Origin of the sequence: Halobellus ruber (assembly GCF_014212355.1) — an archaeon.
Taxonomy (GTDB): Archaea; Halobacteriota; Halobacteria; order Halobacteriales; family Haloferacaceae; genus Haloquadratum; species Haloquadratum rubrum.
Genome location: NZ_JACKXD010000006.1, coordinates 21,235 through 35,713, shown reverse-complemented (window position 1 = coordinate 35,713; position 14,479 = coordinate 21,235). Strand labels below are relative to the sequence as shown.

The 14,479-nt window shown below is 70.4% G+C and carries 15 protein-coding genes; 6 read left to right on the top strand and 9 right to left on the bottom strand.

What is annotated here, in order from left to right:
• Positions 1-90: 90 nt before the first annotated feature.
• The gene (locus tag H5V44_RS14780) at positions 91-1,116 is read left to right on the top strand and encodes a hypothetical protein (protein ID WP_185193911.1); all 1,026 of its coding nucleotides are present in this window, start codon (positions 91-93) and stop codon (positions 1,114-1,116) included.
• A 17-nt stretch (positions 1,117-1,133) separates the two neighbouring features.
• Here H5V44_RS14780 and H5V44_RS14775 read toward each other — a convergent pair whose 3' ends face one another.
• The 5 genes from H5V44_RS14775 to H5V44_RS14755 all read right to left on the bottom strand — a co-directional run bounded on the left by H5V44_RS14775 (position 1,134) and on the right by H5V44_RS14755 (position 5,801).
• Positions 1,134-1,877 (bottom strand): hypothetical protein, encoded by a 744-nt coding sequence (locus H5V44_RS14775; RefSeq protein WP_185193910.1) that lies wholly within the window; start codon positions 1,875-1,877, stop codon positions 1,134-1,136.
• 119 nt (positions 1,878-1,996) lie between these two features.
• Positions 1,997-2,563 carry a hypothetical protein gene (locus tag H5V44_RS14770; RefSeq protein WP_185193909.1) on the bottom strand — a complete coding sequence of 189 codons (567 nt, stop codon included), beginning with the start codon at positions 2,561-2,563 and terminating at the stop codon, positions 1,997-1,999.
• Between the two features lies 1 nt (position 2,564).
• Complete coding sequence (locus H5V44_RS14765; RefSeq protein ID WP_185193908.1) at positions 2,565-3,338, bottom strand: nucleotide-binding protein; 774 nt, start codon at positions 3,336-3,338, stop codon at positions 2,565-2,567.
• A 45-nt stretch (positions 3,339-3,383) separates the two neighbouring features.
• Positions 3,384-5,069 (bottom strand): cobyric acid synthase, encoded by a 1,686-nt coding sequence (locus H5V44_RS14760; protein ID WP_185193907.1) that lies wholly within the window; start codon positions 5,067-5,069, stop codon positions 3,384-3,386.
• Between the two features lie 6 nt (positions 5,070-5,075).
• On the bottom strand, positions 5,076-5,801 hold the full coding sequence (locus H5V44_RS14755) for a cob(I)yrinic acid a,c-diamide adenosyltransferase (protein ID WP_185193906.1): 726 nt from the start codon (positions 5,799-5,801) through the stop codon (positions 5,076-5,078).
• A 172-nt stretch (positions 5,802-5,973) separates the two neighbouring features.
• Between H5V44_RS14755 and H5V44_RS14750 the strand changes: the two genes are divergently transcribed.
• Positions 5,974-6,444, top strand: a complete 471-nt coding sequence (locus tag H5V44_RS14750) for a DUF6789 family protein (RefSeq protein ID WP_185193905.1) — start codon at positions 5,974-5,976, stop codon at positions 6,442-6,444.
• 14 nt (positions 6,445-6,458) lie between these two features.
• Here the strand turns inward: H5V44_RS14750 and H5V44_RS14745 are convergent, their stop codons facing one another.
• Entirely contained in the window at positions 6,459-6,977 is a 519-nt protein-coding gene (locus tag H5V44_RS14745) for a helix-turn-helix domain-containing protein (protein WP_185193904.1), read from the bottom strand.
• Positions 6,978-7,139: 162 nt separating this feature from the next.
• Positions 7,140-8,135 (bottom strand): glutathione S-transferase C-terminal domain-containing protein, encoded by a 996-nt coding sequence (locus H5V44_RS14740; protein ID WP_185193903.1) that lies wholly within the window; start codon positions 8,133-8,135, stop codon positions 7,140-7,142.
• 162 nt (positions 8,136-8,297) lie between these two features.
• Between H5V44_RS14740 and H5V44_RS14735 the strand changes: the two genes are divergently transcribed.
• A complete protein-coding gene (locus H5V44_RS14735) occupies positions 8,298-9,680 on the top strand; it encodes a methyl-accepting chemotaxis protein (protein ID WP_221625762.1) in 1,383 nt (460 codons plus the stop codon).
• Positions 9,681-9,719: 39 nt separating this feature from the next.
• On the opposite strand, the gene H5V44_RS14730 is transcribed toward H5V44_RS14735, so the two are convergent.
• Positions 9,720-10,628, bottom strand: a complete 909-nt coding sequence (locus H5V44_RS14730; RefSeq protein WP_185193902.1) for a thiamine-phosphate synthase family protein — start codon at positions 10,626-10,628, stop codon at positions 9,720-9,722.
• Positions 10,625-11,218: a dCTP deaminase gene (gene dcd / locus H5V44_RS14725; protein ID WP_185193901.1), complete on the bottom strand. Its 594-nt coding sequence runs from the start codon at positions 11,216-11,218 to the stop codon at positions 10,625-10,627. The genes H5V44_RS14730 and dcd overlap by 4 nt, the downstream gene beginning before the upstream one ends.
• A gap of 113 nt (positions 11,219-11,331) precedes the next feature.
• Between dcd and pth2 the strand changes: the two genes are divergently transcribed.
• The 3 genes from pth2 (at position 11,332) to truD (ending at position 14,455) form a co-directional block, all read left to right on the top strand.
• Positions 11,332-11,670 (top strand): peptidyl-tRNA hydrolase Pth2, encoded by a 339-nt coding sequence (gene pth2, locus H5V44_RS14720; RefSeq protein WP_185193900.1) that lies wholly within the window; start codon positions 11,332-11,334, stop codon positions 11,668-11,670.
• A gap of 324 nt (positions 11,671-11,994) precedes the next feature.
• Positions 11,995-13,026 carry a PAS domain-containing sensor histidine kinase gene (locus tag H5V44_RS14715; protein WP_185193899.1) on the top strand — a complete coding sequence of 344 codons (1,032 nt, stop codon included), beginning with the start codon at positions 11,995-11,997 and terminating at the stop codon, positions 13,024-13,026.
• Between the two features lie 64 nt (positions 13,027-13,090).
• Complete coding sequence (gene truD / locus H5V44_RS14710; protein ID WP_185193898.1) at positions 13,091-14,455, top strand: tRNA pseudouridine(13) synthase TruD; 1,365 nt, start codon at positions 13,091-13,093, stop codon at positions 14,453-14,455.
• The last annotated feature ends 24 nt before the right edge of the window (positions 14,456-14,479 follow it).

Genomic DNA, 14,479 nt, shown 5'->3' with positions numbered 1-14,479 from the left:
AGTCGAGATACTGGGAGTGTTGCCACGATCCGGTTCCGGACCAGGACGAAGATCCGATGATTTAGGTACGGGGGAGTCGACCGCGGACCCGTGTCGCTCCGAGACCCCGCAGCCCGGATCTGTCGGTCGATTGACGGTGGGGAGGCCGCCGCCCTCCTCCGGTCGGTCCGCGACCACGAACTCCCGCCGGAGATACAGGAGCTACTCGAGGAGTACGAGTCGATCCCCGATGCGCGCTCGCGGTTTATCTGGAAGTGGATCCACCGGCTCGCGCCGCGGAACACGATGCCGTTCGTCGACGACGGCCACGCCGCGGCCGTCGCGACCGACAAGACGATGCTCGTGCTCTTCATTACGCTGCTGGACGACCTGGTTGAAAAGCGGGGCGACTACGGGACGTTCGACGCGATCACGAGCCTCGTCCGGTCGGGGGGGATCGGCGCCGGCTCCGCAGTCCCGAACGCGACCGACGCGGACGTCGACGAGGAGTACGCGGCGTTCGCGGCTCGCGTGTGGGGTCGGCTGGAGGAACGAATCCGGCGGGGGTCGCGGTACGACCGCTACGCGCCGCTGTACCGGTTCGACGTGGGGCAGGTGCTCACGGCCATCGAGTACAGCACCCTCGCAATCGAGCGGCCCGAACTGGCGACCCCCTCGGACCTCCGACGGTACGAGACCCACAATATGGGGGTGTGTGCCTTCGCCGACATCGACCTGATGCACGCCACCGTCGGCCTCGACGGGGAGCTGTCGGCGTTCCGGGACGCGGTCCACACGGCCCAGCGGATGGCCCGGATCGGGAACTGGCTCAGCACGTGGGAGCGGGAGCTGGGCGAGGGCGATTGCAGCTCCGGGGTCGTCGTGGCGGCGATCGAGCGGGGGATCGTCGACCACGGGGAGCTGTCGGAGTTCGCAGACGGTGACTCCGAGGTGGCGGCCGCAGTCGGGCGGATCGAGGACCACGGTCTCGAAGCGGAGTTACTCGCCGAGTGGAACGACGAGTACCGTCGGCTCGTCGAGGCCAGCGATCGGATCGACGCGGCGGATCTCGGCCCGTTCGTCGACGGCACCGAGGAGGTGTTGCGGTACCACCTCGCGAGCCGCGGGTTGAAGTAGGCCCGCGTCGCCCCGACTCAGACCGACGCGCCGCCGAACCGCTCGCGCTCGCGGCGACAGACCCGCTCCCAGACGGACAGCAGCGAGCTGTTCAGATCGTACCGCTCGTTCACCGTTCGGACCCACTCGTCGTCGGTGAAAAGCAGGTACTGGAGCCGCCGGACGGTCGGATCGAGGTCCTCGACCGCGAGGTCGCCGGCGTAGTACCCGACGATCTGGGACCGCGCCTCCTCGATCAGCCCCGGCTGGACGCCGATGCCACACTCGCCGGCGACGTACTCGAACCACTCCAGGTGGAGGATGGCGTCCGCAAAGGCGAAGCGGTCGGTGAACCCCGACACGAAGCTGACCGCGGGCTTGCCCCGGCGGACGACGTCGCCCGGGCGGCTGAACCGCGGGCGGGAGACGTGGTCGATGGTGGCGGCGTACTGGTCGGCGATCCGGTCGAGCCGCCACCCGGCGTAGGCGGTCGGCGCGGCTAGCCCGAGTTCGTACCACACCGGCGTCCACTCCAGGAAGGGGAGCCCGAAGGTGGCGTCGGCGTAGAGGTCGGCGGCGATCAGGCGGTTGACCGCGGGTGCGACGTCCTCGCCGGTCCGTCCCGCCCGCATCGCGGCCTCCGCCTCGTCGAGGAGTCCGGGGAGGTCGCCGGTGGGAAAGCCCATCCCCTCCGCGATCCGGAGGAGGTAGTCGCCGCCGGGGCGGAACCAGTCGGCGAAGTCCGGGGGCTTCCGCGCGCGCAGAAGCGAAAGGACGGTCACGGTTCCCGTACGAGGTCGCCCGGTATATACGTCCTGATACTGTCGCCTATCGTCGCGTGACGTATTTCGACGCCCACGGAGTGTCGAACGGCTTCAGGTAGGGAGAGCCGACAGTGTGATCACTCGTCGTCGGGACGGTCATCGTCGAGTTGCTCGGTCAACCCCCACTCGGCGGCGCGTTCTTCGGCTTCCGCGCGGGCCTCCTCCCTGATCGCCTCGATCCGGTCGGGGTCCGAGAGGAACGCCGCAACCGCGCTCGCGTCCCTCTCATCCCGGATCCGGTCGTCGGGGGCGGCCTCGCGGGTCCGCTCGACTAAGGCCTCGTCGTCGGCCAACCGGTCGGCCGGCGCGGTCGGCGGAACTTCGAGCGCCTCGACCCGGTGGGCCGCGGCGAGCGCCTCCGCCGGGAGTTCGTAGGACTCGGCGTGAAACACCCCGCCCGACAGCGCCGCCAGGGCGTCCGTCCCGCCGGCGTCGCTCGGCGCGTGGTACGCCAACACGGGGATGCCGTCCTCGAACGTCAGGACCGCGCGCTCGTCGCCGCCGCGGAGGATCGACCCTTGCGGCTCGAAGACGACGTAGCCGGTGAGTTCCCGGTCGAGCACCCCCGCGAGCGTCTCGCCGACGTCAGCGTCGGTCCGGGAGCGACACAGCCGTCCCTCGGGAATGCGGCCGTCGGCGATCATCTCAGGGGCGGTCGGGGACGACGGCGCTTCGGAACCGATCCGCCACGCCCGCGGCGTCGCCCGGGCGGACGTCGAGCGCGGCAGCGGCCTCGCGAAAGGCGTCGGCGGCCGGGTCCGTCGGGGCGTGCGCCAGCAGGGGTTCGCCGGCGCGTCTGGCCGCGCGGACCGCGTCGCTCTCGGGGACGGTCCCGAGAGTGGCGCCGCCGAAGTACCGCGCGGCGCGGTCGGCGACTGCGTCGACGTCCTCGTCGGGTTGAACCCGGTTGAACAGCACTCCTGCCGTACTGGTGCCGTACGACCGAGCGTACTCCTGGACCTTCAGCCCGTCCGACAGGGAGGGGACGGTCGGCTGAAGCACGACCACGATCCGGTCGGCCAGCACGATCGGCAGCACCGCGCTCTTCGACCCGAGCGCCGCGGGGGAGTCAAGGAGGAGCACGTCGGCGTCGGCCGCGAGGTCGGCCACGACGTCGCGGAGCCGTTCGGGATCGGCGGCCGCAAAGCCGTCGAGGCTGGTGCCGCAGGGGACGACCGACATCCCGAAGCGGTCGTAGACGGCCTCGTCGACGTCGGCATCGCGGTCGGCAACCAGGAGGTCGTGGAGGGTCACGTCGGCGTCGTCGAGCCCGGCGTGAAACAGGAGGTTCGCCATCCCGGTGTCGGCGTCGATGACCGTCACGTCGTACTCCTCGGCGAGCGCCATCCCGAGCGCCAGCGTGCTCGTCGTCTTGCCGGTGCCGCCCTTCCCGCTTGCGACGGCGAACGCCTCGACCATACCGGGGGCAGACGGCGGCGGGGCAAAAGTCTTCGAGTCCGACTCTCAGTACTGATTCCGGTCCGCGCTCGACGTCCCTGCCCGATCGAGCGCGAGGAGCGGGTCGAGCGGGAGGTCCGAAACGAGCGCGGCGGCGCGCTCGTAGGGGTCCGACTCCTTGCCGTCGACGGTAGTCGGATCCGGCCGCGATACCCCCGCGTACTGAAAGACGCCGTCGACGAACGCCGCCCGCGCCGCGTCGTTCTCGAAGAGCCCGTGGAGATACGTGCCCACCACGTTTCCGGCCGCGACGCCGAGGGTCACGCCCTCGCGGTCCGGCGCGGCGAAGGGCAGCGCGACCGACGTGCTGGTCCGGTCACCGGTGACTGCCTCAGCCCAGCGGGTCTCGCCCCCGTGGATCTCGTAGCCCTCGACGGGCGCCGAGGCGCCGGCGAGCGGGCCCGCGCCGTCGAGGTGCCAGGTCGCAGGCGCGACGCGCTTCCGGGGCGAAAACCCGGTCTCGATCGGGAGCAACCCCACGCCGTCGAGCGTCGCGTCGGCCCCGACACCCTCGATGTCGGCGTCGACGAGGCGCCGTCCGAGCAGCTGGTAGCCGCCGCAGAGCCCGACGACCGGGCCGTCGAACGCCCGGATGCGGTCGTCGAGTCCGGCCTCGCGGAGCGCCCGCAGGTCGTCGGCGGTGTTCTTCGTTCCCGTGAGGACGACCGCGTCGGCGTCGGCGAGCGGCGCATCGAGCGGGCGGAACTCGACGCGGACCCCCGAGGCTTCCGAAAGCGGGTCGAGGTCGGCGGTGTTCGACGCCCGCGGGAGCCGCGGCACCGCGACGGAGACGGTCCGGTCGTCCGAAACGCCGTCGTCGTCGCCGCGGACCGCCCGCTCGCCCGGGTCGGGAAGCGAGACGCTGTCCTCCTCGGGGAGGCCCGGGTCGTCGTACGGGAGTACGCCGAGCACCGGGACGCCGACCCGCGACTCGACCTCCTCGATCCCGGGATCGAGCAGCGAGCGGTCGCCGCGGAACTTGGTGATGACCACCCCAGCGACCCGCTCGCGGACGTCGTCGGGCAGGAGTTCCAGCGTACCGACGATCGACGCGAAGACGCCGCCGCGCTCGATGTCGGCGACGAGCAGGATCGACGCGTCCGAAAACCGGGCGGCCTCGACGTTTGCCAGGTCGCGGTCGTGGAAGTTGATCTCCGCGATCGACCCCGCGCCCTCCGCGACGATCACGTCGTTTGCGGCCGCGAGACGGGCGTGGGCGGCTTCCGCCGCTCGGCGGGCGTCGTCCCAGAAGTCGGCGTAGTAGTCGGCCGCGGCGTAGTGACCGACCGCGACCCCGTCGATCACGAGTTGGGACTCCCCGCCGCCGCGGGGTTTCAAAAGCACCGGGTTGTGGTCGGTGGTCGGGCGGACGCCCGCGGCGCGCGCTTGGACGTACTGTGAGACGCCGATCTCGCCGAATGCGGGGGGATCGGGTCGGTCGGCGTCGGTCGAGTCGGCCGCCGGGACCGCGAGCCCGTCACGGACTGCGGCGGGCCGCACGACCGCCCGCGCCTCGTTGCTCATGTTCTGTGCTTTGAACGGCGCGACGTCGACCCCCCTGTCGGCGAGGCGGCGACACAGCCCCGCGGCGACGGTGCTCTTGCCGACGTGGCTGGCGGTGCCGGCGACGAGGATCGTCCCGGCGGCGTCGCCGGCGTCGGTGGCGTCGTGTGGGGGTGTCGGGTCGGTCACGTCAACTCAGTACTCGGTGCCCTTCCGCGCCCGGGTCCCCGCGTCGAAGGGGTGTTTCACCTTCCGGACCTCGCTCACGAGGTCGGCGGCCTCAAGCAGGTAGGTCGGCTCGGTGTGGCTCCCGGTCAGGACCAACTCCAGGGTCGCGGGTTTCGACTCGATCAGATCCAGCACCTCGTTCTCGTCGATCAGCCCCTGGTCGGCGGCGTAGAGTACCTCGTCGAGGACGAGCAGGTGAACCCCCGCCTCGGGGTCGGCGTCGAGCGGGAGCGGCTCGGTCAGGTCGGCGTTGCCGGCGGCCGCGAGGAGTTCCCTCGCGCGCTTCATCGCCCCCTTGGCTTTCGCCCGGTGATCGTCCTCCTCGGTTCCGTCGGCCATTCGGTGCCACCCGTAGTGGCCGGTGTTCTCGTAGGAGATGCCGGGGACGGCGGCGATGGCGTTGTACTCCCCGCGGACGTCCTCGACGGAGTCGGCGCCGCCCTTCATGAACTGCAGCAGGTGGACGCGGTAGCCGTGGCCGGCAGCGCGGAACGCCATCCCCAGCGACGCCGTGGTCTTGCCCTTGCCGCCGCCCCACCACGCCTGCACCAGCCCGAACTCCGCGGGGGCGGCGGGCTCGATCGCGTCCGCGGTCGGGCGAACCCCGCGTCCCGGCGTGTTCCGCCGCGTCTCCGTCGGGGCGTCGCCTCCGTCCGTCGGCTCCGCGGACTCGGCGTCGTCGGTGTCGGTCATACGGTTCGGGACGGGATGGTCGGACAAGAAGGCGACGGGTCGGCGACGGCTCGCGGAGGCGTCGGGCCGCGTGGACCGCTTCTCTTCGAGATACAAATACGTTGGGTGGTCTCGGGCCGGTCGCGAGCGATCACACCGCCACTATTCGGCCGGGGAAACGAGTACCACGTCGATGTCGACAGAGACACGCACACGGACGACCGAGGACGTTGCAGGGAACTGGAGAGCGGGCGTCGTCGGCGGTATCGCCGGTTCGATCGTGATGGGCGGGCTCATACTGGCGATGAACGCGCCGACGCTGGCGGTCGCGATCCCCTCGCTGTATACGTTGGCCCCGCCGCCAAGCGTCGGCGCCGGACTCTTCGTCCACCTCTCCCACGGGGCCGTTCTCGGGGTGGCGTTCGCCGCGCTCGTCGGAACGCTCGACCTGGACTCGACGGGCGCGCAGGTCGGCGCGGGCGTCGGCTGGGGCGTCGTGATGTGGGTCGTCCTGGCCGCGCTCGTGATGCCGGTCTGGCTGGACGCCGTCGGATCGCCCGCCTCGCCGCCGCTGCCGAACTTCGCGCCGCCGTCGCTGCTGTGGCACGCAGTCTACGGTGCCGTGTTGGGCGGCGTCCACGCGGCGGTCGGCGACCGGATCTGAACCGCCCGGAGGGATCACTCCTCCCTGAACAGTTTCCACGCCGACTCGCCGCCGTCGGCGTCGGCAATGGATTCGAGTTTCTCCCGACGGAGCGCACCGATCTGCTCGGTCGCGCCGCGGACCCACGTCATAAAGGCCGTCGTGAGTCGCTCCCGCACGACCTCGGGGGCGACAGGCCGGTACACGTAGACGTGACCACCGTGCTCGATGAGCCGTCGTCGCTTCTCGACGACTCCCAACGCCGCGAGGTGGTTGAGGTGTCGGGCGACGACGCTTCTGTCGTAGTCGATCCGGTCGGCCAACTCGTTCACGCTCATCGCACCGCCCTCCATCACACAGAGACACACTTCGAGTTCGGTGTCGGACATCCCGAACACGTCGCCCAGGAGGTCCGCGAGCTCCGGCTCGTCGACCGAGTCGACGGGGTCGGTCGCCGTCATCGTCGCCTCACAGCACGTGATCCGTCCGTTCCCCACAGCGACGTTGCCACAGTCGTCACACGAGAGTAACTCGGGGGAGTCGGCAGGGACCATGCGTCCGTCTACGCACGACCCCGAAAAGACGGTACTGGGGGTTTGCGGTCGGGGTGCACAACTCGGGGCGTTGACGATACGGCCGCCGCCCGGATCGATCCCGTCACGGCCTGAGGCGGCGGTCACGAGTGAAACAGCCGGAAGGCGTCCGGTGTGGCGGTCTCAGTCGTCGGCGACGGGGGCCTCGCCGCGGAGCGCGGGCGGGAGGTCGGCCGACAGCCGGTCGCGGTCGTGCGGCTCCGTGAAGTCGATGTCGGGGCCGATCGGGACCAGCCGCTTGGGGTTGACGTCCCCGTGGGTCTTGTAGTAGTGGCGGGTGATGTGGTCTATGTTCACCGTCTCGGCGACGCCCGGAAGCTGGTAGATCTCCTTCGTGTAGTTCCAGAGGTTGTCGTACTCGTGGATCGCCCGCCGGTTGCACTTGAAGTGGGTGTGGTAGACGTGGTCGAACCGGACCAGCGTCGCGAACATCGCGATATCGGCCTCGGTGAAGACGTCGCCCGCGAGGAACCGCTGATCCGCAAGCACCGACTCCCAGTGGTCCAGCGCCTCGAACAGCTCCTCGGCGGCGCGTTCGTGGGCGTCCTGGCTGTCCGCGAAGCCGGTGCGGTAGACGCCGTTGTTGATCGGCTCGTAGATCGCATCGAGGATCTCGTCGACCTCATCGCGGTAGCCCTCGGGCCAGAGGTCGACGCCGTTGTCGCCGTCGAACTCCGTGTTCAGCATCCGCATAATCTCCCGTGACTCGTTGTTGACGATGGTCTCCGTTTCTTTGTCCCACAACACCGGGACGGTCACGCGCCCGGTGAACGCCGGATCCGCCCGGGTGTAGAGCTCGCGGAGGTACTCCTCGTCGTAGAGGGGGTCGGGGTTCGTTTCGGAGAACCGCCACCCGTTCTCGTAGCGCTCGGCGTCGACGAGCGACAGCGAGATGTCGTCGGTCAGCCCGTTCAGCCGCCGGGTCAGCGCCACGCGGTGGGCCCAGGGGCACGCACGGGAGATGTAGACGTGGTACCGGCCGGACTCCGCGGGGAACTCCGCGTCGGGGTCGTTGCTGATCCACTCGCGGAAGGCGGTCTCCTGTCTGTCGAACTCGCCGTCCTCGTTCGTGGTCTCGTAGGCGTCGGTTCGCCACTCGCCGTCGACGAGCATGTTCACCGCGAATCACCTGTCATATATGAGAATAGGCGCCTGAGTCGGGTAAATCGTTCGGATTACGTCGAGGATGCGCCGGGGCGTCGCGGCCGCTATTCCGGACGAGTATCAATCCTGGTACTCGGCGCCGAATATTGAAACGGCGTGAAGGGGTTCACTCGTGCGATGAGTCTGGACGCGACGGCATCGGGCACGGACGCACCGACGGGCAGCCAGGAGCCGCTGACCGAACTGCTGTGGGACGAGTACGCGGACTCCGGCGGGGACGAAGACGAGGGGGCCGAGCGGCTCAGACGGGAACGCGACTTCTGGCGGTCGCTGTTCGACCAGCTTATCGCGGAGTTCCCCGAGGGGATCCTCGTGACGACCGCCGACGGGACGCTCACCCACTGGAACGAAGCCTTGGGGGAGAACCTGGAGATCCCCGCGTCCGACGCCATCGGGGAGAACGCTTACGACGTGATCGGCACGGAGGGCGAGGCGGAGACCCTCGCGGAGACGGTCGCCGGCCGCGGCGAGACCATCGCCGAGGACGACGTCCGCGAGGTCCCCTCGACGAACACCATCTTCCAGACGTACGCCGTGCCGCTCCGGAGCCCCGAGGGGGGCGTCGTGGGCGCCTTCGAGGTCGCAAGCGACGTCACCGACCACGTCGAACAGCAGCGGACCTTAGAGCGGCTCCAAGAGGAGGTCCAGGGGACCGTCCGGGCCGAGTTGACCGAGCTGTCGACCTCGATCGAGCGGATCGCAAGCGGGGTCGACGACCTGGGGACGTTCGCCGAAGAGCAGACCCGACGGATGGAACGGGCCGCCGACGAGGTGTCGGACCAGTCGGCAACCATCGAGGAGATCGCCGCCAGCGCCGACCAGGTCAGCCGCGCCGCAGGGAACGCCCGCGAGAGGGCCGAGGAGGGGGAGGACGCCGCCGACGACGCCATCGAGCGGATGGAGGCGGTCCGGGCGTCCGCCGACGGCGTCGGCGACACCTTGGAGACGCTCACCGCGAAGGCCGACGAGATGAGCGACATCATCGACGTTATCAACGACATCGCGGACCAGACCAACCTGCTCGCGTTGAACGCGTCGATCGAGGCCGCGCGGGCCGGCGATGCGGGGTCGGGCTTCGCCGTCGTCGCCGACGAGGTGAAATCCCTCGCCGAGCGGTCCCAGACCCAGGCCACCGAGATCGAAGCGCGGATCACCGAGGTGATCGACGCGACAGAGCGGACCGCGGCCGACCTCGAGGACACCACCGACGAGATCGCCGAAGCCATCGACACCGTCGAGCGCACGATGACGTCGCTCCGTGAGATCCGGGCGACGGTCGGCGAAACCGCGACGGGCGCCGAGGAGGTCGCCGACGCGACCGACGCCTTCGCCGCAAGCTCCGAGGAGGTCGCAGCCACCGTCGACGAGGCCGTCGACGAACTCGCCACCTTGGAGGCGGAGCTCTCGGAGTTGACGGAGGCCACGAGCGAACAGACCGAACGGGTCGACGAGATCGACCGCGCGGTCGGAAACCTGGTCGACGACGGCAGCGCCGGGTGAGGTCGGCCTCGGATCCCGTCCGATCCCGCCCGCCGTCGGTCACCCACGAAGGAGTCTGCCGACCGCCGTCGCGACCGCGTCGGCGTCGGGACCGAGCACGTAGGTGATCGGTTCGATGCCGTACCCGCCGGTCTGGTAACAGACGAACGTCTCGGTGAGTGGGCCGGCCGCCGCGACCGCCTCCGCGATCGGGTCGCCGGACGCCTCCGGATCGAACTCGACCGCGTCGTACCCCGCGGCTTCGAGGGTGGAGACGATGTCGGGATCGTACCGGACGTTGATCGCGGCGCGGGCGTCGGCCCCGGCCCCCCGCGCCGATAGGAGCACCGAGGCGACGTGCTCGCTGACGCCGAACTCGGGGTCGCCTGGAACCGTCGCCCTGCCCTTGACGTCGAAGATCCGGCCGGGGACGCCGGCGACGTCGTCGACGGCGGTCGCGTCGGGGAGACACGCCACGAGGTTCGAGCCGACGTTCGGGATCAGTCCCGCGAACCCGCTTGCGTTGGTGAGCCGGCGGAGCGCCCGCCGCACCGACGACCGGACCGCCTCGCTCTCGCGGAGGTCGCTTTCGGGGTCGTGGATCCGGACGTAGCCGTCGTGGGCCGACAGCTCCGGCATCGCCTCCTCGTGGAGCCGGGCGAGTACGTCCCTCTCCTCGAGCCGCCTGATCAGGACTTCCGCCTCGACTAACGCCTGCACCCGGCTCATATCCCCGGAAGCGAGCCCCTCGGCCACCTCTTCGACCAACTCCCGGACGCGCTCGTCCTCGAGGATCTCCGTCCGCCGGCTCACCTCGCCGTGGGCGTACTTCGAGACGGCGCTCTGGCTGATCCCCAACGTTTCGGCCACCTCGTGTTGGGTCAGTCCCCGCTTGCGGAGCGCTTCCGCGAGCATCGACCGGAAGGTCGGGAGGAACTCCTCGACGACGACCTCCTCGACGAACTTCATTCCGGACTGTCCCCCCCGAACTCGGGGTCGGCGCCGATCCGGGAGGCCTGTGGCCCCGACTGCCCCTGGTACTTCGAGCCGCGCTCGGCGCCGTACGGCCGCGCGGCCGGGGTTGTGAGTTCGGTGAAGGTGAGCTGTGAGATCCGCATCCCCGGCGTGAGCGCCACCGGTGCGGTGCCGAGGTTCGAAAGCTCGAGGGTGATCTGTCCCTCGTAGCCGGGGTCCGCCAAGCCCGCCGTGGCGTGGACCACGATCGCCAGCCGCCCGAGCGACGACCGGCCCTCGACGTGGGCCACGAGGTCGTCGGGAATTTCGACGCGTTCCTTCGTCGTGCCGAGGACGAAGTCCCCGGGGTGGAGGATGAACTCCTCGCCCTCCGGGACGACGGTCTCCTCGACGTACTCGGAGATCTCCGCCTCCCGGTTGGGGTGGATACACGAGATGTTGGCGCGCTGGAACTCCAGGAACTCCTCGCCGAGCCGGAGGTCGACGCTTGCGGGCTGGACCTGCATCTCGATGTCGTCGAGGGGGTCGACGACGAGGTCGCCGGCCTCCAGGCGGGCCAGGATGTCGTCGTCCGAGAGGATCATACCCGACCGACGGGCGGGCACCGATGTAAAGTCAGTGGCTTCACGGTCGGGAGAAGCGGGGGGCAGCGCGACGGAGGGGAGGACATATACGATCCCGAAGACCACCGTGAGGTATGAAACAGGCCATCGTCGCCCGGACTGATCTCGGGATGGGCCAGGGGAAACTCGCCGCACAGGTCGCCCACGCGTCGCTGTCGGCCTACGAGGACACCAGCGACCGGACCCGAACGCAGTGGAAGGGCGGGGGACAGAAGAAGGTCGTGCTGAAAGCCGACGGGGAGGAGACGCTGTTCCGGCTGGCCGACAAGGCCGAGCGGTTGGGGCTGCCGAACGCGATCGTCCGCGACGCGGGCCACACCCAGTTGGAGCCGGGAACGGTGACCTGCCTCGCGGTCGGTCCCGGCGACGACGACGAGGTCGATCGGGTTACGGGCGACCTGTCGCTGTACTGAACGTGGACGACCACGAGTGACCGGAAACACCGCACCGCGATCGATCAGCCCGGGACAGTCACCGCGACTGGCCGGCCTTCCGAGGGTCGACGCCCGTCGAGGATCCGCCGTCGGGTGGGACTGGAAGGGGCCGCGCTCTCGTCAGCCGAGCCGACGCAAGGACCGCAGGACGTAGTCCGAGGACCACAGCGAGGCGCAGGCGGCGAGAGCGCGGGGGCTTCCGAGGTCTTCGCTGAGGCGGTCTCCGCGATCGTACTTCGAACTAACCAACACACATCTAGCGGCCAAACGACTTACCACTGGGCCGTCCCGAGAGGGGAGTAGATGAGGGACGCACCGTCCGGGAGCGACGCGCTCCCGGGGATCCTCGACGACGCCGCCGATGCCGTGATCGTCACCGACGCGGACACCGGCGAGGTCGTCGCGGTCAACGACGCGGTCGAGCGGGTGTTCGGCCACCAGAAGGCGGCGTTTTCCGACCTGGATCCCGACGCCTACGCCGCGAACCCCGGGGCCGCCAGCGACGCCCGCGGGGACGCCCGTCGCACAGCAACCGAGTCCGGGGCCGCGACGTACAGATGGACGGCCGTGCGGCGCGACGGGACCACCTTCCGAGCGGAGTCGAGCGTCTCTACGACGACCGTCGACGACCGGGCGTGCTTCGTGGCCGTCGTCAGGGACGTGAGCGATCGCGCCGAGCGGGAGCGGGAGCTCGAGCGGTTCGCGGAGGTGCTGACCCACGACCTCCGCAGCCCGCTGAACGCCGCGGAGGCGCAGGTGGAGATCCTGCGATCGGAGGTCGACGGCGGCGAGGAGTGGCTGGACCGCCTCGAGAGCGTCCACGACCGGATGGCGGACATCGTCGACGACGTTCGCACGCTGGTCAGCGGGGACCGACACGTCGGCGACACGAAACAGATCGACCTGAACGAGGCGGTCGAGGAGACGTGGGACGCGACGGTCGACGACCGCGCCGACGGCGTCGAGCTCGTCGTGAGCGGCGACCTCGGCCGGGTCGACGCCGATCCGAAGCGGCTGTGTCGGCTGCTCGAGAACCTCTTCGAGAACGCTGTCAGACACGGCGGCGACGGGGTTACCGTCACCGTCGGTTCGCTTAACTCCGGCGACGGGATCGCCGTCGAGGACGACGGCCCGGGGATCCCCGCCGACGCCCGCGATCGCGTCTTCGAGTACGGCTACACCACTGCGACCGCGGGGACGGGGTTCGGGCTGAACATCGTTGCCGCCGCCGCGGAAGCTCACGGGTGGGAAGTCGGGGTGACGGAGGGCCGCGAGGGCGGAGCGCGCTTCGAGATCACCGGGATGGACCGGGTCGAGCCGGTCACGAAGGGGTAGCCGGACACGGCCGCGGGCGAACCGGAGCCGCCTTACCCGCGGGGGCGGTAGTCCAGCCGAACGGATGCGCGAGGCCCACCCCGCCGAACGGCGCGTCGGGATCGAGTACTACCGGAGCGACGCCGCCGGCACCGGCGGGCGGCTCCGCTCGCGGCCGGAGGACTTCCGGGTTCGCGAGTTGGAGACCACCTCGCCGGCGCCGCTCGACGCCGACACCGGCGACTATCCGCACCTGCTCGTCCGCGCGACCCTCCGGGAGTGGGACACCAACGACTTCGCCCGCCGGCTCTCGGACGCGCTGGGGATCAGCCGCGAGCGGGTCTCGTGGGCGGGAACGAAGGACAAACACGCGGTCACTACCCAGCTTTTCACCCTCGCGAACGTCGCCAGCGGGGACCTTCCCGAGGTCGCCGACGCCGAAGTCGAGATCCTCGGCCGGGTCGGGCGGCCGCTCCACTTCGGCGACCTCGCGGGCAACGCCTTCGAGATCCGGGTCCGCGACGCCGACCCCGGGTCCGTCGGGGAGATCACTACGGACCTGCGCGTCGGCGACGGGAACGAGGCCCCTGACGAGCCAGTCGACGTCGCGGTCCCCAACTACTTCGGCCACCAGCGGTTCGGGAGCCGCCGGCCCGTCACCCACGAGGTCGGGCTGTGTCTCGCCCGCGGGGAGTGGCGGGAGGCGGTGCTGACCTACGCCGGCAACCCCGCCGAGACGGAGCCGGAGGCGACACAGGACGCCCGGGCGTTCGTCGACGAGCAGGCCGCACGCGAGGACCCCGACTGGGCGGCGGCGGCCGAGCGGCTGCCGGGGGCACTCCGGTTCGAGCGGTCGATGCTCCACCGGCTGGCCGACGGGGGCGACGCGACCCCGGCGGACTGGCGGCACGCCCTGGAGGCCGTGCCGACCAACCTCCAGCGGCTGTTCGTCAACGCCGCGCAGTCCTACGCGTTCAACCGGATCGTGAGCGAGCGGCTCCGGCGCGGGCTCCCGCTCGCGACGCCGGTCGAGGGCGACGTGGTCTGTTTCGCCGACGGCGACGCGCCCGAGGACCTGTACCGTCCGGACACCGACCGGACGCAGGCGGCGGCCGGCCGCCGGGTCGACGTGATGACGCGGCACTGCGACCGCGGTCGGGCGTTCGTGACCGCGCCGCTCGTCGGCGTCGACACCGAACTCGCCGGGGGCGAGCCCGGCGAGATCGAACGGGACGTCCTCGCGGACCTCGGACTCGCGCCCGCGGACTTCGACCTTCCGGGGGAGTTCCACTCGACGGGGACGCGCCGGGCGGTCCTGCTCCGAACGCGGGTCGGCGTCGGGACCGACCCCGCAGACGACGCCTACGACCTCTCCTTTGCCCTGCCGTCGGGGTCGTACGCGACGGTGTTGCTCCGGGAGTATCTGAAAGTCCCGCCGACGGAGCTGTAGGACGGATAGCCGCGCTTTTGTCCG

Bases quoted from the DNA above. Each gene is read 5' to 3' on its own strand.
- H5V44_RS14770 (WP_185193909.1), bottom strand. From the start codon at position 2,563: ATGATCGCCGACGGCCGCATTCCCGAGGGACGGCTGTGTCGCTCCCGG.
- H5V44_RS14765 (WP_185193908.1), bottom strand. From the start codon at position 3,338: ATGGTCGAGGCGTTCGCCGTCGCAAGCGGGAAGGGCGGCACCGGCAAG.
- H5V44_RS14755 (WP_185193906.1), bottom strand. From the start codon at position 5,801: ATGACCGACACCGACGACGCCGAGTCCGCGGAGCCGACGGACGGAGGC.
- H5V44_RS14750 (WP_185193905.1), top strand. From the start codon at position 5,974: ATGTCGACAGAGACACGCACACGGACGACCGAGGACGTTGCAGGGAAC.
- H5V44_RS14745 (WP_185193904.1), bottom strand. From the start codon at position 6,977: ATGGTCCCTGCCGACTCCCCCGAGTTACTCTCGTGTGACGACTGTGGC.
- H5V44_RS14735 (WP_221625762.1), top strand. From the start codon at position 8,298: ATGAGTCTGGACGCGACGGCATCGGGCACGGACGCACCGACGGGCAGC.
- H5V44_RS14730 (WP_185193902.1), bottom strand. From the start codon at position 10,628: ATGAAGTTCGTCGAGGAGGTCGTCGTCGAGGAGTTCCTCCCGACCTTC.
- dcd (WP_185193901.1), bottom strand. From the start codon at position 11,218: ATGATCCTCTCGGACGACGACATCCTGGCCCGCCTGGAGGCCGGCGAC.
- pth2 (WP_185193900.1), top strand. From the start codon at position 11,332: ATGAAACAGGCCATCGTCGCCCGGACTGATCTCGGGATGGGCCAGGGG.
- H5V44_RS14715 (WP_185193899.1), top strand. From the start codon at position 11,995: ATGAGGGACGCACCGTCCGGGAGCGACGCGCTCCCGGGGATCCTCGAC.
- truD (WP_185193898.1), top strand. From the start codon at position 13,091: ATGCGCGAGGCCCACCCCGCCGAACGGCGCGTCGGGATCGAGTACTAC.